This is a genomic window from Streptomyces sp. A18 (assembly GCF_059026065.1).
Genome location: NZ_JBWLKL010000030.1, coordinates 16,329 through 35,403, shown reverse-complemented (window position 1 = coordinate 35,403; position 19,075 = coordinate 16,329). Strand labels below are relative to the sequence as shown.

Genomic DNA, 19,075 nt, shown 5'->3' with positions numbered 1-19,075 from the left:
CACCGCTGGGGGTCAAGGGGTCGCAGGTTCAAATCCTGTCGTCCCGACTATTTTAGTCGGTTAAATATGCAGGTCAACGGCCGGTTCGGATCTTTTCGAACCGGCCGTTGTCTGTTTGACCGGCAGAAAACAACTTTACTGATCGGCGCTCCCAAAACCGAACAAGTCCAGTGCGGCGGCGGTCGTGGGGCGCGTCTGTGCAGGTAGCCGGGGTGGAGGGGCCGGGTGGCTGTTCGATGGTCGGCATGTCTGGCGGGTAAGGGCCCGGAGGGCTGAATGGGTGCTTACGGCTGCTGAAAGACGCGGGTGTCCAGTGGTGTGTCGGGGATCAGCATTGTTAAATGCGTGGAATTGCCCGATGGGCCCTCTTTTCCTGGGGGTAATTCCGACTAGTGCTGGGAGCCTGTGCTCCCAGGAGTCCGATTTCGGCGTTCGATCCTTTGAGGCGCGTGTGGTGTTCGTGGTGCGGAGCGCTGCCAGTGTTGTGGGGTGCCGGGGGTGGGGTGGCAGTTGCCGTTGAGGTAGTCGGTGAGGGTGTGTCCGGCGGTGGTGAGGTGGCGGATGCTGGGGTGGAGGTAGCGCTGGGTGGTGGTGATGCTGTGGTGTCCGGCGATTTGCTGGAGGACGTGGAGGGGGACGCTGGCGTCGGCCATCCAGGTGAGGGCGGTGTGGCGGAGGTCATGGCGGCGTAGGTGGGGGAGGCCGAGGCGGGTGGTGACGTCGTCCCAGTGGGGGGCGCGGCGCAGGCCCGCTGTGGTGGTGCGGCCACCGGCGGGGCCGGTGAACAGGCGGGCGTCGGGCGCGCCCCGCACTGCTATGACACGCGCGGTGATGAGTGGGCGGAGAGGTTCGATGAGGGGGATGAGGCGGGCGCGTCGGCCTTTGGTGGTTTTGTCGACGAGGCCTCCTGGTGCTGGGGTGGTCTGTCGGCGCGTTCCATAGCCAGTGGGGTGGGTCGATGTCGCGGACGCGGACTCCGGAGATTTCGCCGATGCGGGCGCCGGTGCAGGCGGCGAAGATCACGGCGTCGCCCCAGCCCGGGTAGCGGTGGTGTGAGGCGTTGGTGAGGGCGTCGGCGAGTCGGCGGAGTGTGGTGAAGTCAGGCAGGGCGAGGCCACGCGGTTCGGCTTCGATGTCCTGGGTGTCGAGGTAGAGGCGTTGCCAGCCTTTGAGGGGCCCTGGGGGTTGGGTGAGCCAGCCGTCGCGGGTGGCTTGGCGGCAGATGCGGGCGAGCATGGCGAGGGTGTTCTTGATGGCGGAGTGGTGGTGTCCGGCGTCGGTCCAGGTGTGGATGGCGCGGTCTCTGGTGCCGGGGGGGGGTGAGGTGGTCGATGGGGAGGGTGCCGAGGTGGGCAGGATGCGTTGGTGCCAGGCGGCGAGGTAGGCGCCGCAGGTGGTGGGTTGTAGGCCGGTGAGCGCGACGTCCATGACGCGGGCGCAGTAGCCCGCGAGGGAGGGCGCGTCGGGGAGGTAGGGCGTGGGGCGCTCCGCGAGCTGGGTCAGAGCGGACAGCAGGGCGCTGGCGAGGTCCGGCAGTGCGGCGGCGGGATGCCGGCCGGGAGGCGACAGTTGGGGGAGGGCAGTTTCGGGAGTCGTCGGCTTGGGGTTGGAGGGCTGCTGCAGAGGTGAGGTCATGGGCGCAGCGTCGGTGGTGCACAGTGCTGCGGCATCTGGTGTGGTGGCGGCTCGCGGAGGTGCAGGGCTCGTTGCTGAGGGCCTGAGGCCGGGATGGCAGCGCCTGGGCCCCGGCTTCAAGGTCGTTTATGGAGTGGTTTCCGCGGCGCCGGCCGGTCGTTTCTACCTGCTGCCCTGCGCGCTCTCATAGGCGGCTAGTTCCTCGGCATTGCCGATGAAGGCCGGGCCGAAGTGCGGTGGCAGGCGATCGACGACCATCGCAGCTGCAGTTGCTGCGCTGTCCGTCTCGGCGATACGCGGGCTGGTCCGGCTCGGCCCTTCGACGTAGTAACGACCGTTTCCCAGTGCTCCGATGTACGGGATGTCCCAGGTGTAGCGTGCCTGCGTGCACCTGCTGAAGTGCAACTCCCACATACCGGTCCAGGGGAAGAGTTGACGAAGCAGCGGCTCGGCATGCGCCACCAGCGCCAGCTCAGCAAACGGGGCGAACAGCGGCGATTCTTCCGGTCGGCGAAGTTCGCCCGCAGTCGTCAGGACCTGGTGCCAGGCTGCTTCGACGGTATTGGTCATACCGTGATTGTGAGGGCCCTGTCGCCCTGTCATCAAAGGGCACCTACAGGCAGTTCATGGCCTGATACGCCAGCATGAACCCAGCGACCAGGAGTGGGATCTATAGGTCCGCTTGCGCGGATGCGTCTTGGGCCTGCACTGGAGCAGGAGATCAACTCGGCTCGGCTTCCCCCTCGTTCGGTTCGTCGTCTCCAGCCGGTGTCTCCAGAGCGTAAGGGTGCACGTAACGGCCTTCGTTGAAGGGCCTGAACCAGTCAGCGAGCCCCATGGGGGCGATCCTCAGTATCTCGCCGACGGGACTGTCGTCGATGCCGTCAGTTGCGTCGTCGTAGAGCCACTCGTGATCCATGTCCTCATACACAAGGTCGGCGAGGCAGTCGAGGGCCTGCTCGACGCCGTCGGCGAGGAGGCCGAACGTCTCCAGGCAAACCTTGGCCTCATTGAGGAGGAGGCGCAGCGCCAACTCCTCGGCGACACTGCTGAGCTGCGTGAATGTGCCGTGGGTGAACCGCGTGGTCATGGCGATCACCGTGACCAGGAAGCGGCGCGCGAACTGTTCGTCATAGCGCAGGGCGTAGCGGCTGGGCAGGTCTTCCAGGTGCCACAGCACGTCCTCGCACTCGGCAGCGTTGGTGTCGCCTTCCGTCAGGGTGCGCACGTCCATGAACAGCTGGTCCACCATCACGTCCGTGGCCCAGATCAAGGCTCCGGCGGCCAGCTGCGCGTCCTTGTCCAAGGTGCCCTCGTAGGTACCGAATTCCTCGTCTTCCCGGTCCTCTTCGGTGATCACGCCGAACATCTGAGGCCCGAAGGCTTTGAGCTGGTGCGCGAGGGACAGCATCTGTCGGCGAACCTTCGCGGAGTCCGCGGCGATCTCCTCCGGGCTCGGCGCAGATGTCTGAGGCGGGGCCAGGTGTGCCCGGCGTGCCGTGAGATCCATTGGTGGGGCATCCGGGCCTGAGGCGGCGTCCAAACTCTCCTGCGCAAGATCTGGGTGGAGTTGTACCTCGCACTTCTCAACGCTCCAAGCGGCCAGCAACTCCGTACGTTCCAGCAGTTCTTCGACGAGGGCACGAATGGCCTCCTCGGCGATCTCCAGCGTGGAAGCGTGAGCGAAGATCTTCAGCAGCGCGCCGCCCGGGTGGACAGCAACGACGGACTCGGCGAGCTCCACCTCCATTCCGTCCGGGCCCTCGATGCTTTCCACAGCGTCGAGCCCCTGCTCTAGGAGCGCGATGGCTCCAACGCGGTGCAACTCGTCCATCTCCGGAGCGCCTTCGGCTATCTGGGCGTCCACTGTCACGACATACGTCATGCCGTCAGCTTCGCAGGACCGGCCCCGGCTGCGGGGCGGCTATTCGGAACAGCGTGAATAGTTCTCCGCGAGAGCCCGAACGGGTCTGTGGTACTCGCGAGATGAACGACGGCGTCTGGGGCGTCGAGGAAGGGCCGTCTACGAGCTGACGCGAGCGAGCCCGCCACCGAGGAGTGACCGGGTAGGAGGCGGTGGTCATGGTCTCGCTGGATGAGGAGCTGAAGGTGCGGGAGGCGGCGGCTCGCCGGGATGGGGCTGCGGCAGACTGTTGGTGATCCGTGCGGGCCCCGAGGCGAGGAGCCAACTGGTGAACACCCCTAGACAACCCGATCTGTTGATCCGGTTCGCCCTTGACACTCTTGGGGAGCGCAATGCGCACCACGAGTTCGAGCAGCTCTGCCTGGACGTGGCTCGTCGGAGACACGCGAGCAATCTGATGCCGGCGACCGGCCCGGTGAGCAGCGGAGGCGATCAGGGCCGGGACTCGGCGTCTTGGCCTGCACGATTCAGAAGAACAACGTCCCCTGCCAAGATCAGAAGGGATATGGCGTCGATCTGCGGCCAGGGCAGCCCCGTACAGCGCGTGCTGTACTTCACGGTGGCCCCGGTTAATACCAGCACGTGACACACGCTGGAGGGCGAGGCGCGCGATACCCACCGGGTTGAGCTGGACATCGTCGATGCGGCCCTTCTGACGCAGTTCCTGACCGATCCCGACCTTTACTTCCTGGCCGAGCGATATCTGGGCCTGCCGCCGCTGCCGGGCAGGAGTGAAGCGTCCGTCAGTGACCTGTCAGTGGCAGTGCCCGAGGACTCGGTCGAGCACGGGATCCGCGGGCGGGATGCACTGCTGACCGAGTTGGAGGAGCTGGTAGTTCATGCTGGCGGCCGGTTGGTCTTGTGCGGGGTGGGCGGCAGCGGCAAGAGCACAGTCGCGCTGGCGCCTTCGCGACGGGTCGCCGCCAATCGGAGAGTCTGGTGGGTCAACGCCACGACTCCGGCCGCCTTCGTGGAGGCACTGCGTGAGGTTGCCGTACAAGCAGGGGTGGAGCGTGTCGTTGCGCGTGACGTGTGGCGCAACCATGAGGCAGCCCGGGATGTGTTGTGGGACGCTCTGAACAACGCGAACGCCGGACGCTGGCTGCTGGTCGTCGACAACGCCGATGACCCAGCGCTGGTGCGGGACTGGATCAGGCAACCGTGTCGGGGAACACGGTGGTAGTAACAAGCCGCGACCAAGACCCCAACTCTTGGTGGACGGCGGCGGCGATCCACCCTGTCGTCCCGATCTCCGAGGGGCAGGGCGCCCGCGATGCTGCGTGAATTGGCGCCTGATGCGGGCCCCGAGAGCGAGGCAGTGCGGCTGGCGCGGCGGTTGGGCGGCCTGCCTCTCGCCCTGCCGCTCGTGGGTAGGTATCTGGCGATGACCAGCAGTAACCTGATGCTTCCTGAGTCGAAGGCGCCTCGGACGTTCGCGGCGTGCTGGGAAGCGTTGGACGCGGAGTTCGTTGAGGCGGTCGCAGCATTGCCGCACGATCCACACGGCCCACTGGCCAGTACGTGGGAGATGTCACTGGATCTGCTGGAAAGGCAGGGCACGGCGGCCGCGCGGCCGTTGTTCCGGCTGATCGCGTTCTTCGCGCCTGAGCCGCTGCCGGCCACCCTGCTCCGTAGGAGCGTGCTCGCCACCGTGAACGATTTCGCGGGATTGTCGTCCTCTGAGCTTGATGCAGCCGTACGTGGCCTACTGAGGTGTGGCCTGCTGCACCGCCGGCGCTTCGAAGGGGTCTGTTGCTGCCGCACTGTGCCCACGCCGCGGCAGACACGACGCATGCTGCCGCACAGGAGCACCAGATGCGCGGCGAACTCGCGGCGCGGGCGGCGGTGTACGCGCAGCAGTCAGGTCAGTGGGCAATGGCGGAGGAGCAGCTCAGACATGCTCTGACCGTGTACGCGCGAAGCACCTCCGACAACGCCTCCGAGACCATCCTGGCGACTAGGCACAACTTCGCCTTGCTGAAGTGCGATCAAGGCCGTCGCGACGAAGCGGAGGCAGACTTCAGTGATGCCCTGCGAGCAGCGATCCGGGTCCTCGGTCCAGATCACGAAACCACCTTGACCACGCGCCACGAACTGACCCGCATCTGCCGTCAACGGGGAGACTTCACGGGTGCGCATGCGGAGTTTTCAAGACTCGTTCCGCATCTGACCGCCATCCTCGGGCCCGAGCACCTGACTACCCTCGCCGCACGCCACGAACTCACCAGAGCACTGCGTGGCCGGGGAAACCTCGCTCAGGCTCACAGCGCATTCGAGCAACTTCTCGACGACATGACGAGCGCGCTGGGCGATGCATCTCCCACGACGCTCGCCGCTCGCCACGAACTGGCTGACCTGCTCCTCGAACTCGGGGAAGGCGAGCAGGCTCTCAACGAGTTCGTGGCAACACTCCACGGAGAACAACTGACGCTAGGCCACGATCACCCAAGCACCCTGATCACCCGGCACAACCTCAGCTACGCGCTTCTAGATCTGGGTCTGTTCGACGAGGCGGAGACCGAGCTGCGTGACATTCACGCGACATGGGCCCGTATCGCCCCGCGAGGGCACACGTCCTCCCACCACGCTCAGGGCACTCTCGATGGGCTGCTCATCGCGACAGGAAGGCCCGACGAATCCGAGGAACACTTCCGAGCGGCGGCCGAGGCGTTGGCGGAATCGATTGGTCCCGTACATCCAGAGACGGTCCACGTGCGCCTGGGTCACGCCGAAAGCCTTCGTCTGCTCGATAGATATGCTGAGGCCGTGGCCGCGCTGCAGTCCCTGTTGGCCGCTCTCCTCGCCTCCCATGACACCAGCCATCCCAGTCTGTTCGTGCTACGTCGGCGCCTGGCTGAGGCGCAGAGCAACGTCCTGGACCCGGGGCACCCCTGACACCTTGAGAACCCTCAGCCAGGCCGCAGCGGTCGCCCTCCGGCAGGGCCAGGTCGGCCTCGCCTCCCGCGAACTAGGGCGTTTCTGACGGATATCCGCGGAAGAAGGAGCGCCGTGCGGCGAATGGGGGCGGCACCCCCTGCTCGAGCGAAGCCGAGAGCTTGGGGGAGCGTGCCGGGCGACGCGACGCCACGGAGATCCGTCAGAAGCTCCCTAGTCGCCTTGGTCGAGCCGTTGGCCTCACACATCGGTAGCGACGACGAGGACACCTTGAGCGCACGCCTGAATCTTGCCTACGCGCATCTACTCCTCGACGAACTCGCCGAGGCAGAACGGCAGCTGACCGAGGTCATAGTGGCATACGAGAACGGTTGCCGCCCCTCGGACCAGCTGCTGGCCTCCGCAAAGGACCTGCAACGTCAACTGAGCTGAATTCGCACTTAATTGGCAGTGCGAGTGTCGACGTCGGCGATATTCCCAGGTGACCTGTCGGTGGGATTCCCCACTCCCTCAGTTCCCTCCGGGGCAGTCCTGTCAGTCCGGCTGTGCTTCAGGGGTGCCGATGGAGCGTCCATGGTCTTGCACTTCGCGGCGTCCTTCGGCCTGGTCGCGTGGGTGACGGAAGGCCCTTCCCGGGAAGACGACGAACGCCTCGGTCGCCGTGTTGTAGTTGACGTACACCCCCTGTCGAAGCGAGGTTCGCGGCCATCTGCTCCGCCAGATCTTCGGCGTCGCTCTCGTCGGCGGCAAACTCTCACCGGTTGTCAGGCCCTTGGCGTGGGGGGAGAGGCTGGTCTGGTCGAATCCGGCTCGGCGAAGAGCTCCCCTCGGGCCGGTGATCGTGTGTCCTGCCCGTCGGCTTCGGAGGTGTTACGCCATGCCTCCAGTACTTCTTGGAGGGCTTTCAGGAGGTCGGAATTCTGTACGAAGCGGCTGAGAAAGGCGGCATCGCTCGCTCGCATCCGTGGGATGTCCGTGGCGTGCAGGCGGAGCAGGAGTGGCTCGGCGTGCGTGCCGAGCCACTCCTGCGTTCCCAGTTCATTGGCCAGTCGCAGCAGCCCGATGATCAGCCCTGCTGACTGTGCTTCGGTGGGGAGTTCGTTGAGCAGCGCAAGTCCGTGCTCCAACGTGGTCGTCGCTGGCGCCCATTCGCTCTTCGCCCAGATGTGTGTGCTTCCGGCTTCCCTCAGCATCTGCTTCAGCTGGTCCTCGGGGCCGTGGAATTGCGTTGCGTAGTGGCGGATGTGGCCAATGAGGGCTTTGAGTTCTGGTGCGCCCTGATCAGGAGGCAGTCGTTGCAGTCCGCGGATCACGTACTCCTCGAGTGTTGGCCACAGCTCGGCCCACAGCGTCCCGTCGACGTCTGCTCTCAGCCGGAGGATCTCGACGAGCAAGGGTCGAAGAGTCTCCTCGGGCAGTCCGTGGGCGTCGTGGACGACCTGGCGGACAAGGATGCCTGCGACGGGCTGGCGTTCGTGTTCGGGCAGGTGGCGTAGCAGCTCAAGGACGTCTGCATAGTGGGAGGCGAGTGGTGTTCCCGGGGGCCGGCACAGCAAGGCGATGAGGGCGTGCGCACCGGAGACGGTGTGCTGTTCTTTGTCGATGCGGTACGTGCGCAGGGTGTTCGGCATGGTCCGTATCAAGGGAGACAGTGCGTGAAGTACGTGCTGCACGTCCGCGTCGCACAGGAGGGACAGGCGTGTGGTCAGGTCGCCGGCGTCCACCCCGCGCGCGTCATGGTAGGCGGCAGGCCCCAGCACGTCGTGACGCAGGACCCAGGAGACGTCGTTCGCGAGCTCTGTGGTTCCTTGAAGGGACAGCTCCAGGTCGACGGAAGGGCCGCGGCTGTCGCCGTGTTCTTCGGTGGTGGGGGAGGGGGCGATCCGCTTCACCGAGACCGAGTGGGCGAAGGAGTCCCAGGACGCCTCACCGAACTGAGATCGCCAGAACTGTGCGTACCGCCACCACCGATCCACGGGGTCCGCGACCGCCAGGAAGTCCGAAGCCCGGACACTGCCTTCGACGACGAGGGAGAGAAGAAGCAGGTTCGCTTCGTAGGTGGCATCCCGTTCGGTACGTCTGCGCACAGCTGGGGTGTAGGCGGGTCCGGATGGTCCGCCGTGCCCAGCTCGTTCGTCCGCGCGGAACAGGTGACGGAGCAGCCGTGGCAGTTCGCCGCTCCGGCGCGGTCCCCCTGGGCCGGCCAATTCCCGGAAGTACTCGACGACGTTGGAACGGTCGGTGAGCAGAACGAACGAGAGCAGACAGCGGAGCACATCGTCGTCGTGTTCGCGTGCCGACGGCCCTTCCGCGGTTTCTCGAATCCGGTGCAGTTCGTCGCAGACGAAACGGGCGACCAGATACTCGCCGAATGTCGCGTGCAAGAACTCGTACGAGCGCAGACACTCTTCGGCAACCACGGCCTGTGCCTCGTGCACGAAGAAGAAGCGGCCGAACAGCAGGGCGGAGTCTGCTACGCCCAACAGGGCGCTGAGATCGCTGTCCGCCTCGCTCGTGGTGAGGCTCTGTCTGCGACGGTTGAACATGCCGAAGGCGATCGCGCCCAGCTGCCTCAGCTCCTTCTCGACAGCTGCCGTCTCTAGAGGAGGTGGCAGTTCGTCGTTGTGTTTGACGACCTCACGCCGGATGAACTCCACCAGGATCCGCTCATACAGATTGACGCGCCGGATGTCCTGTCCGCCCAGGCGGCGCAGCGGGTTACCGGTGGCGTCGTACAGGGCGAGCAGGAGCAGGAGCAGTGAGTGGCGGGCGAGTTCCCGGTATGGGCGGATCACGTCCCAGGTCAGTGGCACGACGTCGTGCTGGGTGAAGTAGCGGCGATTGGTGATCTGCCACACTTCCAGCCAACTGACAATGCGTGTGTCATCGAAAGGCTCGAGGCGGAGGACCGTTGCAGTCAGGGGCGTCAGCACCTGGTCGGCGACCACGGTGCGGCTTGTGACAACGAAGGCGACCGGCCGCCCCAACTCGTGCTCGCGCAGCTGTAGTTGCTCGATGCTCTTCAGGTACCGCCATTGCTTGCTCATGTCGAGGTGCCCCGCACCGGCCTGGATCAGCTCGTCGAGACCGTCCAACAAGACGACCCGGACGACCTCGCCGGTCGGTAACGCGTCCGACCACGGCGCGCGGTTTCCGGTTGACCGGTGCACGGCCCATTCGAGTTGTTCCTGGACGTCGAGCTCGGCAGGAACGTGTCGGAGCTCGACGTGGAGGCAGGAGAATTCCGACTGTGGCAGGCGCGCGGCCATGAGCTTCATGAGCAGTGACTTCCCGGAACCCGGGTGGCCGAGTATGAGCAGGGGTGACTGCGTTGCCTGGTGGCCGAGCAGGTGCGCGGCGAGAAACCCGGCGATGTCCTCACTGAGCGGTTGGTCGTCCCACCAGGTGTCGGACGACAACTGCCGGTCGGCGGCGCGTCCAGCCATGCGAAAGGCCGGGTTGACGTAGCCGGCTGCGAGGGAGGGAATCGCCGGTCCTGACCCGTCGGCGGCGGAGATCGGTGCTCTGAGGAGTTCGCGCTGCCGTGCGGTGGGAGGATCGGCGTGTGCGAAACCGCCTAGGAGAACGCCGAGTTCGATGAGGCCGACACGGTCGGCCGTGATCAATTGGCGGTTCGCCTCTTCGTCGGGGTCGAAGGTCTCGGAGGTCAGGCGCAGTTCCGGGCAGTTCCAGGTGACCGCGGAGTGAAGGACGCCGTAGCGGTGCAGGGCCAACCGTGCCAGTTCTTCGGGCGGGGCTCCGTTGAAGCCGGCGAAGACCATGAGGTCGGCGGATGCCGCGTAGGCGGCTGCGATGTCTGCACGGAGTGCGGACGGCGATCGCGCACGGAAGGAGCCCGGTACCACCCGGCCGAGCTCCTCGGTCACCTGCGCCCGGAGGTCCATCTGCGAGGTCGTCTGCGGATCGCGTGCGGAGCCGAGATTGCCGACCGCGTCGCAGAAGGCGCCCACGAGCAGGACAATATCCGCCGCGCACAGCATCGCTGTTCTCGCCGTGCCGCGGCAGGCACGGACCCGTGGTCCGAAGCCCTCGAAGAGTCCGGACAGTTCGCCGGGCCGAGCACCCACCAGGTCGAGCGGCCCGAGTATCTCTGCGCCGATCCCCTCGAAACCGCCCCGGCGGCCTGTGAGGGCCTCGACGGCGGATTCGAAGTCGGACGGGACGGTCTCCGGCAGCTCGATGGGTAGTCGCTCTTGGGCAGGCCTCGGCGGTCGGCGTCTCCGACCCTCTTCCGTGGACTGAAGTTCTGCGTGACGTCTGCGCCACCAAGCAGGGTCCAGGATCATGCCGGGTGGAGGGTGATCCCCTGCCTGGCGGCGGCAGTGGTTCACGATGGCCAGGACCTCGTCCAGCTGTGGTGGCCTGGCACGCTGACCGGTCAGGAGCATGGAGACGGCCGCGTCGCTCCGGTTCAGAACCCGCGCGAGTTGCGTCTGCGCGACGCCGCAGCCGCGCACGGTTCGGCGGAGCGTGGCGCAGAAGTCCGCCACGGCGCCCGTCGCATCCCCCATCAGGCACCTCGCTTCGCTTTCGCCGACTTCGGGAAAACCGCGGTCAGCGTATGCCGTGACCTGCGCTGAAGTCTTCAGCTTCAGAGTTCTTCAGTGACTGCCCCTTCGAGGGCTCAGCCGGATCACGCTGGGGATCCGGCCGCACGAGGTGGTCGCTCGACAGGGAGGAACGTGCATGCGCCTGCTGACTTCGCACACGATTGTGCTGGTGGCCGTGATGTTCACGGCGCTCTTCATCGGGGTGGTCCTGCCGGCTGTGTGGTCATCGCGTCCGGCTCGCCGGCGTGCCGCGGCCGCGGTGTTGGGCCAGATCCTGAGGGTCGTGCGGCGGTCTCGCTGAGGTGTCGTGCCCGATGCGTAGGCCACGCAATCCAGGATGAGAATGAACAGGGCTGAAGCAGGGTTGGGTGACAGGGGGCACGTGGCCAGGTGGGCAGGTGTGGTTGAGGGAAATCCGTCTGGCCCCCAGGGGCGCGTTACTGGTGGCAGCGTCATGCAACAGCGCCGGGCGTGGGGCTATGGCGAGTGGTAAGTGGGTCATTGATCGACAACTCATGGTGCCTCGGAATAAGAAGAGGATTGACGGCGCGACATAAGCACGTACCGTAGGAACTAACTAGCAACTTCTGTCAGAAGCGCTGAACTGTGAACCTTCGGCGTGTAGTTCCGCGAACCGCCCTGCAGTCGCTGGGAGTAACTCGCAACTGGGGGTCAAGGGGTCGCAGGTTCAAATCCTGTCGTCCCGACGGAAACGTCGCAGGTAGGGGCCATCTTCGGGTGGCCCCTACTTCGTGTTTGGGAGCGGGGAGCCGCTCCCTGTGCTCCCTGGGAGCGGGAACAGGGTTCGGTGTCCTGCCTGGTGGTGCTGGAGTGAGACCCAGGAATCCGAAACTGCCCGGGGAACTGGCGCAACCGGCGGCAGGCCCGGCTGCTGCCGCGCCCTGGCCGCAGCGCCAAGTCGGCCCTCGGCTGCCGACCGGTTCGACAGCAAGCGGCTTCTCAGCCTCCCGGGCGCGGGCAAGGAGGCCCGCTGTTTCACCGGCGAGAGCTGAGGGAGGTTCTCAGCCGGCCTGCGGCAGATGACGCGCGTGGCTGCACGCGTCAGCTTGTGGGTGCCCGAAACGCGGCCGAACTACGCGACCTGCATGTATTCGTGAATGACAGCCCACGGCTCCGCCCTCGGCAAGACCCGCCGCGTCGGCTCCGCTCTATTCGGTAGCCGGCGCGGGTGAGGAGCCGCATGCGCGGTGTAGCGCCTTGCGGGCGTGTGCGCGGAGCCACGCGTGTGCGGGGTCGTTGTCGTAGCGCTGATGCCAGGCGAGATGGATCGGGATGTCGGGCATGGTCAACGGCAGGGGCCGGGTGTGCAGGCCGAGGGCGTTCAGGTGGGGGCGGCTGATGAATTCGGGGACGGCTGCGAGCAGGTCGTGGTGGCTGATGAACTGCAGTGCTGTCGCGTTGGTGGGGGTAGCGGCGACGACCTGGCGGGATTTGCCGTGGGTCTCCAGTTCGTCGTCGATGGGGTCCCGCAGTCGCCCGCGCCGCGAGACCGTGATGTGTTCGGCCGCCGCATAGTCGGCCAGTGTCATCTCTCCAGTGGCCAGCGGGTGTTCGGGTCGCATGGCGAGGATGAGCCGGTCGTGGCCGACGATCTCGTGCCGGAGTTCAGGGGTGGAGGGTGCGCTGGACCCCGCTTCCAGGTCGATGTCTCCGCGCCGCGGGTCGCGGATGTCGCTGCTGGCTTCCGCAAGGAAGCGCAGACGGATTCCCGGGGCTTCGGCTTGCGTCGACTGCAGTAGTGCCGGGCCGGCGGCAGCGGCCAGGGCGTCGTGCCATTTCAGGATGAAGGTGCGTGTCAGGGACGTCGGGTCGATTTCCGCGCTGGGGGAGAGCAGTTGGTGGGCCTGCTGGACGAGGTCGTGCACTGACTCGCGCAGAGCGATGGCCCGCGGGGTGGGTGTCATGGTGCGACCGGTGCGCACCAGGATCTGATCGCCGGTGGCCTTGCGGATGCGGCCCAGAGTCCGGCTCATGGCCGGAGTCGATACGTGCAGGCGACTTGCGGCGGCTGTCACGCTGCCCTCTTCCAGCAGCGCATCCAGCGCGACCAGCAGATTCAGATCCAATTGCATACGGGTAAACCCACCTTTAGCTAGATTGCATTTGAAGTTAATCATGCCCGCTCGTAATGTCGAAAGCGAGCAGCCGAAAGGCCGCGAATCCCCCCTCTTTTCGTATGGGAGTTTTCCGATGAGTGCGATTCCTGCCCCGAACAGTGCCGATTCCTCCGGGCTTGCTGCCGTCCTCGACGGCGCCGTCGCCGCGGTGAAGGCGGGCGGTGAGCACCTGCGCAAGCGGTACAACCTCATGGCCCGCCCCGGCGACCTCGAAGAGATCGTCCACGACATCTACGCGAACGACGAGGCCGTCCTGGCGGTCATCAAGGAGCCGCTGCTCGCCGTGCGGCCGGGTGCGCAGTGGGCGGAGGACGAACTGGCCGGCGGCGCGCTGCCCGCAGGCGAGTGGTGGGTCGTCGACACCGCCGAAGGCAACATCAACCACATTCACGGCATGAGCGAGTGGTCGGTGACGGCCACCCTGGTGCGGGACAACACTCCCGTCCTGACAGCTGTCCACGTACCGCTGACCGGTGACCTGTACACCGCCGTCCAGGGCCAGGGCGCCTTCCTCAACGGCCGGCGCCTGCAGGTCTCCGCCAAGAACGACCTCAAGGCCGCGCTGGTAGGCACCGGCCAGGCCAAGCCCGGCGAGAGTGAACAGGCGCTGCGCCGCATGGGCGCCTCGGTCACCGCCATGCTGCTCAGCGCGCTGGTCGTGCGCGCCTCAGTGCCCGCCACCATGCAACTCATCCACGTCGCCGCGGGGCGCATGGACGCCTTCTGGCAGTTCTCCGACGTGCGCTCCGGTCTCCTGCCTGGCGCCCTGCTCGTCGCCGAGGCCGGCGGCACGGTCACTGACACCCGCGGCGAGTCGTGGACCCTGTCCAGCCAGGACTTCCTGGCCTCGGCCCCCGGCATCCACACACGAGCGGTCGATGTGCTGACCGGCCTGAGCTGACGGCCACGCCTCGCGTCCGCTCCGCCGCCCGGGGCCACCGCACCCGGCCCCCCCTACCGCATTGCCACCCCTCGGAGACACGATGAAGATCGCCGTACTCGGTTCCACCGGCCAGACCGGCCGCCTGGTCGTTGCCCGCGCACTGGAACGCGGACACGACGTCATGGCCCTCGCTCGCCGACCGGACCAGATCGACACCTCGCCCGCCGGCAACCTGAGCACGGTACAGGCCGATGTCACCCACCCCGAAAGCGTCATGAACGCCGTCGCCGGAGCCGACGTGACCATCAGCGGCCTGGGCATCACCAAGGAACAGGACCCCGCCATCCTTTCCGACGGCGCCCGACTGATCACAGCGGCAGCACCGCGCGTCATTTGGCTCACCTCACTGGGCATGGGCGCCACCCAGGGAGCGCTCGGCCGCCTCAACGGCGCGCTCCTCAAGCGCATCCTGCGCCACGAGTGGGACGCCAAGGACGTCGCCGGACGCGCCGTGCGCAGCGCGGGCGGCACCACCGTCTACGCCGGACCCCTGACCAACAAGCCGTACCAGGACAACGGACGCCTCATCCAGGCCGAGGACTACACGCCGCGCATGATGCCCCCCATGGCGCCGCGCGCCGGCATCGCCGCCCTCATGGTCGCGGAAGCCGAAACCCCGCACTTCGCTGACACCGACACCATCGCCCTGTTCAACGGCCACTGAGGCGCCAATTCCTGCGTGTCGGTCGTCAGCGGACTGACCGCCCGACGCCTCCATCGGGCACCCGCACGGTGCTCCCCGCCCGCCGCGGAGCACCGACAGCGCTTCAGCCTCCCGACGCGCGAACGCCTTCTTCACCGAGCACGGCATCACCGTCGAACGTGTCCTGACCGATAGTGATGCGGCCGACGAGAGCCTCAAGTCGTTCGCCCACATGGCCGTCCGACCACGACCCGCTGGTGCCCGACCGCTCGAAGACGCGGCTGCGCTCCTACTCACTGACGTTGTTGAACCCCTTGCGCAGGGCACAGAGCGCTTCCAATTGCGAGGCGGTGCGTTCGTGGAGTCGCTGGAGCAGTGCGATACGGCCGTCCAAGGCATTGACTGCCTGGATGTACTCGGCCTCCTCCAGCGCCTCGTAGGTCTCCGCGTCACAGACCGCCCGCACGGTGGAGGTGATCTCGCTGAGTGTCAGACCATAGTCGAGCAGGGTCTTGATGTTCCGCACCCGACGGGCGTCGCTCTCTCGGAATTCCCGGTATCCGTTCGGCAGGCGCGTAGAGCGCAGGAGGCCTGCGGCCTCGTAATGGCGAATCTGCCGAGGGGAGGCGCCGGAGATCTCTGCCAGTTCGCCGATCTTCATCACAGTCCTCCCGAAGTGACCTTGACCTTGACACAGATGTCAAAGTCTACGCAGTGCCCAGCGAGAAGGGCATAAATGTTGGCCTTGCCGTATGGGGATCCCTGCCGAGTGGCCGACTACCGGCGGCTTCTCCCGAACACCCCTACGACACGGGAGACATCAACATGTTGAGCGTCGAGTTCGACCGCTTCGGCCCGCCGGAAGTCTTGGAGGTGCGGGAGCGGCCAGAACCGCTGGCGACCGCCGAGCGTGTCCGGGTACGGGGCCAGGCTCGTACCGTAAATGTCAGATTCGGAGCTCCGGCGCGGCGACGCCCCAGAGCGCCTGCACGAACTCGGCCTTGCCTTTCCCGCGGTGCTGGGCTGGGACTTCGTGGGCACGCTTCTCGATCCAGCTCCGGGCCTTCCGGTGGGCTTTGTGGCTCCGCTCCCGTCGGGTGCCGATCCACTGCGTGCCGTCGTACTTGGGATGGACGGCCTGAGCGGCGCGCAGGCCGCCGACCGGATGGGACCGATCGAGGGAGCGAAGATTTCCGCTCGCACCACGGATCGGGCGCACGGCACTCGACGTGACCGCTGCGTTCCGGAACTACCGTGGGCGTATCTGCGTCGGCACTGCTTGCCTGTTCTGATCCAGGGTCTGGTGGGAGGTACACCAACCTGAACTCAAGCGGGGCCACCAGCGGCCGGGGTGCGGTCGGATGACCGGGGATCCCGGAACAGCAGCCGCGCTGGGATGGCTAGCAGCCACCAGTACTTGGCAGCTGTTGGCGAGGCGAATGCGACTGGAATCGATGTGGCGAAGACAAGAGCCATGACAGTAGAGCGTCGGAGTGCCATCTTGAGCTGCGTTGGCGAGCCTTCCGGTGACGCGAGTGTCGGCCTCACCAACACACGGCTGTACATCCCACACACGAGTGACACGGCAAGTGCGATGGATGCGGCGTAGAACCAGGTGGCTGTGCCCGTTCCGCCGTATTCGCTGATCAGCCGTGTCGGAAAGGGCAGGGCTGCCACCACTGCGAGGAGAGCGGCGTACAGATACAGCAGGCACAGGTCGAGCGTTCCCACCAGGCGGAAGAACGCGTGTTGAGCCACCCAGAGCACACCGATGACAGCGAAGCTCAGTAGATAGGCGCCGATCGCGGGAACGGCGGCCCGGAGGGCCTCTGGCACCTCTGAGTCGGCGAGTCCTTCGGGAACGGTGATGTCCAGTGCCAGCAAGGTAATTGCGATGGCGAAGACCGCGTCACCGAGCAACGTGATGCGCTCTGGCTCTACGGCGACGTTGCGGCGGAGCAGGCCGCGGAGTGGGTTGTGCACAGGGAAGAAGCACCAGATCGTCTAGATGGCGGGTAAGGGGGCAAGGAGGGAGGCCGAACCAGTCATCTTCACCATATGCACGCGCGACCCTTTCTGGACGACGATCTGAAGGGCCGCAGCGTTATAGGTACGAACCCTGCGCACGGGAATGGGCTGGGGCGGCAAGGGGGCGCTGCTCGCGGAATGTACCCGGGCTTCGTGGTCCTGTCGGAGGACGTGTTCCGGGTGGCCCGGCGCATCCGAGAGGTCGCGGTGGTGGCGACCGTGGTGGCACGAGGGCCGGCGTACGGCACGGGCGAACTGCGCGAGTGCCCCGGCTGCACGGGTGCTGTACATCGCGGGCCATCTGCGCGGCCGGCCCGGCTCCGACGAGTTCGCCTGGTGGATGACGGCGACGCGGCGGATCGTGCGATGTCGGCCTTCAAAAGCTGACGGCGGTCTTGGAGGTCGACGGGGCGACGGGGGGAAGCCGACCGCGACCGCACGGCGCCGGTGGCCGCGCTCAGGAGACCAGTACGATCTTGGCTCCCTTGAGACCACCGTGCTCGAGACGCTCGTGAGCCTCGCGTGCCTGGTCGAGCGGCAGGGTGTCGGCGATGCGCACATGGTCGACGAGACGCGTCTTCAGCAGTTCGGTCAACCGGGGGGAGTCGGCCCCCACGACGACTTCCTCGACTGTGACACCGCGCTCCGGCTTGTTCTCATCGAAAATGTGGATGGAGACGAAGCTGCCCCCGTCCTTCACCGCCCGGATGATTTCGGGGCCGGCGATCGCGGCGTTGAACACTGCGTCCATCCCGCCGGGCACCGCTGTGCGTGCGGCTTCCGCCATCTCTGCCGCTGTGCCACGCGGGATGACTCCCCGGCAGCCCAGGGCGCTCAGCGACTCGTCATTCGCGGAACCCGTCACGTAGACGTTCGCGCCTTGATCGGCGGCAACAATGGCGGCACTCATCCCCACGGGCCCGCTCGCACCGACCACGAGAATGTTCGCCCCGTCGAGGGGACCCAGCCGATCGGCCGCCTGCGCGCCCGTCAGTGCATTCATCCCGAGTACCGCCGCACGCCCCGGGTCCACACCGGACGGCAGCACGGCCACCCAGTCCGGCTCGACGCTGATCACCTCGGTGTAGGTGCCGCGGCCGGCCTCTGACCCGATCCACGGGACGAAACCGACCACGGCGGAGCCGGCCGGAACACGCGGCGTCGGATCGAGGAGTGTGCCCACGAAGTCCCAGCCCAGCACGGCGGGATAGACGATGTTCGGCAGCAGCTCCGGGTAGTCACCGCGGCGGAGCTCGAGGTCGCTGACGTTCACCGAGCGCACCTGCACACGCACTCGGACACGTCCAGAGATCGGGGACGGCTCGGGGCGCTCACGCACTCGCAGTACGTCGGTCGTTCCAAAATGGTCGAACTCTACGCTGAGCATCTGGGGCTCCTTCATTATCAGGTCACAGGTGGTGGGGGGAGACTCGAAAACGGCCCCAGGGCGCAATCAGGCATCGGCCGTGCCGCCCGGTCTGCGTGCACCTGGTCGTCGTGCCGCAAACCTAGGGCCTGTCACTGATGTCAAGGTCAAACCGTCAGCTGACTGAATGGACGTGTCAGTGAGAATCGGAGACTTGGCGCGGGTGACAAACTCCTCACCTCGGCAGACGCGCCACTGCGCGGCGGCCGCCTGTTCGCCCGCAGGATGCGGAACATCCGTACCTTGCTCGAATACGGCCTGACCCTCCCAGAGATCACTGCCACGGTGAGCGCGGTGTGCGATGCGGATGCCTGCGCCGCCACGGATGACGGCGAATACGCCGAAGGTGCCCTCGCGCGACCATCGCATCACCTTCCTCGAAGAACTCCACGACTGCACCGCCCGCCAGCTCGAGGCCCTGCGCGTTCTATGTCGAGGCTCGGGGCAGGTGGCGGGCCAGCTTCGGGGAGAACCGCTCCAGGTGCTCGCGCAGGGCGTCCTCTGGGCGCCAGGGATTGCCAGCGGGGCGGGGGCCAGGCGGGGTGCCTCGACTGTTGATCTTCGGCCTGATGCCGCGCTTGCGGATCAGGCGTCGGTGCGTGTCGTAGCCGCAGTCGCCGAGCATGTCGCCTGGGCCGCGGCCTTCCGTACCGCGGACGCGCGGGATCGCGCCCAGCAGGGCCTGGGCCGGGTGGCATTGCAGGTTGCCGGTCGCCTGCGGTCGCTGTGACCGCTAGCGCGGCGCGGTGCCGACCGACGATCACATGGTGTCTGCTGCCTGCATGGGCGACGTGCGCGGTCGACTGGCGAAAGACCGGGGCAAGCCCTCTGAGTGCCCGGCTCCGGGAGTTGTCGATCGAGCGGTCGTCCAT

The 19,075-nt window shown here is 66.6% G+C and carries 15 protein-coding genes; 6 read left to right on the top strand and 9 right to left on the bottom strand.

Going from position 1 to position 19,075, the window contains the following annotated elements:
- Positions 1 to 389: 389 nt before the first annotated feature.
- The 3 genes from AC5P1C_RS32565 to AC5P1C_RS32555 form a co-directional block, all read right to left on the bottom strand.
- On the bottom strand, positions 390 to 833 hold the full coding sequence (locus AC5P1C_RS32565) for a site-specific integrase (RefSeq protein ID WP_493869594.1): 444 nt from the start codon (positions 831 to 833) through the stop codon (positions 390 to 392).
- Between the two features lie 964 nt (positions 834 to 1,797).
- Positions 1,798 to 2,205, bottom strand: a complete 408-nt coding sequence (locus tag AC5P1C_RS32560) for a DUF6193 family natural product biosynthesis protein (protein ID WP_493869550.1) — start codon at positions 2,203 to 2,205, stop codon at positions 1,798 to 1,800.
- Positions 2,206 to 2,356: 151 nt separating this feature from the next.
- Entirely contained in the window at positions 2,357 to 3,520 is a 1,164-nt protein-coding gene (locus AC5P1C_RS32555; protein WP_493869549.1) for a hypothetical protein, read from the bottom strand.
- A gap of 1,854 nt (positions 3,521 to 5,374) precedes the next feature.
- Between AC5P1C_RS32555 and AC5P1C_RS32550 the strand changes: the two genes are divergently transcribed.
- Complete coding sequence (locus AC5P1C_RS32550) at positions 5,375 to 6,454, top strand: tetratricopeptide repeat protein (protein ID WP_493869548.1); 1,080 nt, start codon at positions 5,375 to 5,377, stop codon at positions 6,452 to 6,454.
- A gap of 222 nt (positions 6,455 to 6,676) precedes the next feature.
- Positions 6,677 to 6,886 (top strand): hypothetical protein, encoded by a 210-nt coding sequence (locus AC5P1C_RS32545; RefSeq protein ID WP_493869547.1) that lies wholly within the window; start codon positions 6,677 to 6,679, stop codon positions 6,884 to 6,886.
- 332 nt (positions 6,887 to 7,218) lie between these two features.
- On the opposite strand, the gene AC5P1C_RS32540 is transcribed toward AC5P1C_RS32545, so the two are convergent.
- Positions 7,219 to 10,986, bottom strand: a complete 3,768-nt coding sequence (locus AC5P1C_RS32540; RefSeq protein WP_493869546.1) for an NACHT domain-containing protein — start codon at positions 10,984 to 10,986, stop codon at positions 7,219 to 7,221.
- 175 nt (positions 10,987 to 11,161) lie between these two features.
- Here AC5P1C_RS32540 and AC5P1C_RS32535 point away from each other — a divergent pair, with 175 nt between their 5' ends.
- On the top strand, positions 11,162 to 11,326 hold the full coding sequence (locus tag AC5P1C_RS32535; RefSeq protein ID WP_493869545.1) for a hypothetical protein: 165 nt from the start codon (positions 11,162 to 11,164) through the stop codon (positions 11,324 to 11,326).
- An 868-nt stretch (positions 11,327 to 12,194) separates the two neighbouring features.
- Here the strand turns inward: AC5P1C_RS32535 and AC5P1C_RS32530 are convergent.
- A complete protein-coding gene (locus AC5P1C_RS32530) occupies positions 12,195 to 13,118 on the bottom strand; it encodes a LysR family transcriptional regulator (RefSeq protein WP_493869593.1) in 924 nt (307 codons plus the stop codon).
- 118 nt (positions 13,119 to 13,236) lie between these two features.
- Between AC5P1C_RS32530 and AC5P1C_RS32525 the strand changes: the two genes are divergently transcribed.
- Both AC5P1C_RS32525 and AC5P1C_RS32520 read left to right on the top strand, forming a co-directional pair.
- Positions 13,237 to 14,064 carry an inositol monophosphatase family protein gene (locus AC5P1C_RS32525; protein WP_493869544.1) on the top strand — a complete coding sequence of 276 codons (828 nt, stop codon included), beginning with the start codon at positions 13,237 to 13,239 and terminating at the stop codon, positions 14,062 to 14,064.
- 82 nt (positions 14,065 to 14,146) lie between these two features.
- Entirely contained in the window at positions 14,147 to 14,770 is a 624-nt protein-coding gene (locus AC5P1C_RS32520) for an NAD(P)-dependent oxidoreductase (RefSeq protein WP_493869543.1), read from the top strand.
- 268 nt (positions 14,771 to 15,038) lie between these two features.
- Here the strand turns inward: AC5P1C_RS32520 and AC5P1C_RS32515 are convergent, their stop codons facing one another.
- From AC5P1C_RS32515 to AC5P1C_RS32500, 4 genes are all read right to left on the bottom strand, one after another.
- Positions 15,039 to 15,410, bottom strand: coding sequence for a MerR family transcriptional regulator (locus AC5P1C_RS32515; RefSeq protein WP_493869542.1), 372 nt, complete (start codon positions 15,408 to 15,410; stop codon positions 15,039 to 15,041).
- Positions 15,411 to 15,695: 285 nt separating this feature from the next.
- Positions 15,696 to 15,968, bottom strand: a complete 273-nt coding sequence (locus tag AC5P1C_RS32510) for a hypothetical protein (RefSeq protein ID WP_493869541.1) — start codon at positions 15,966 to 15,968, stop codon at positions 15,696 to 15,698.
- Positions 15,969 to 16,075: 107 nt separating this feature from the next.
- Positions 16,076 to 16,732 (bottom strand): TMEM175 family protein, encoded by a 657-nt coding sequence (locus AC5P1C_RS32505; RefSeq protein WP_493869540.1) that lies wholly within the window; start codon positions 16,730 to 16,732, stop codon positions 16,076 to 16,078.
- Positions 16,733 to 17,234: 502 nt separating this feature from the next.
- Positions 17,235 to 18,164 (bottom strand): alcohol dehydrogenase catalytic domain-containing protein, encoded by a 930-nt coding sequence (locus tag AC5P1C_RS32500; RefSeq protein ID WP_493869539.1) that lies wholly within the window; start codon positions 18,162 to 18,164, stop codon positions 17,235 to 17,237.
- A gap of 364 nt (positions 18,165 to 18,528) precedes the next feature.
- Here AC5P1C_RS32500 and AC5P1C_RS32495 point away from each other — a divergent pair, with 364 nt between their 5' ends.
- On the top strand, positions 18,529 to 18,933 hold the full coding sequence (locus AC5P1C_RS32495; RefSeq protein ID WP_493869538.1) for a hypothetical protein: 405 nt from the start codon (positions 18,529 to 18,531) through the stop codon (positions 18,931 to 18,933).
- Positions 18,934 to 19,075 lie beyond the last annotated feature (142 nt).

Bases quoted from the DNA above. Each gene is read 5' to 3' on its own strand.
- AC5P1C_RS32500 (WP_493869539.1), bottom strand. From the start codon at position 18,164: ATGCTCAGCGTAGAGTTCGACCATTTTGGAACGACCGACGTACTGCGA.
- AC5P1C_RS32530 (WP_493869593.1), bottom strand. From the start codon at position 13,118: ATGCAATTGGATCTGAATCTGCTGGTCGCGCTGGATGCGCTGCTGGAA.
- AC5P1C_RS32495 (WP_493869538.1), top strand. From the start codon at position 18,529: ATGACGGCGAATACGCCGAAGGTGCCCTCGCGCGACCATCGCATCACC.
- AC5P1C_RS32550 (WP_493869548.1), top strand. From the start codon at position 5,375: ATGCGCGGCGAACTCGCGGCGCGGGCGGCGGTGTACGCGCAGCAGTCA.
- AC5P1C_RS32560 (WP_493869550.1), bottom strand. From the start codon at position 2,205: ATGACCAATACCGTCGAAGCAGCCTGGCACCAGGTCCTGACGACTGCG.
- AC5P1C_RS32515 (WP_493869542.1), bottom strand. From the start codon at position 15,410: ATGAAGATCGGCGAACTGGCAGAGATCTCCGGCGCCTCCCCTCGGCAG.
- AC5P1C_RS32555 (WP_493869549.1), bottom strand. From the start codon at position 3,520: ATGACGTATGTCGTGACAGTGGACGCCCAGATAGCCGAAGGCGCTCCG.
- AC5P1C_RS32520 (WP_493869543.1), top strand. From the start codon at position 14,147: ATGAAGATCGCCGTACTCGGTTCCACCGGCCAGACCGGCCGCCTGGTC.
- AC5P1C_RS32525 (WP_493869544.1), top strand. From the start codon at position 13,237: ATGAGTGCGATTCCTGCCCCGAACAGTGCCGATTCCTCCGGGCTTGCT.
- AC5P1C_RS32535 (WP_493869545.1), top strand. From the start codon at position 11,162: ATGCGCCTGCTGACTTCGCACACGATTGTGCTGGTGGCCGTGATGTTC.
- AC5P1C_RS32540 (WP_493869546.1), bottom strand. From the start codon at position 10,986: ATGGGGGATGCGACGGGCGCCGTGGCGGACTTCTGCGCCACGCTCCGC.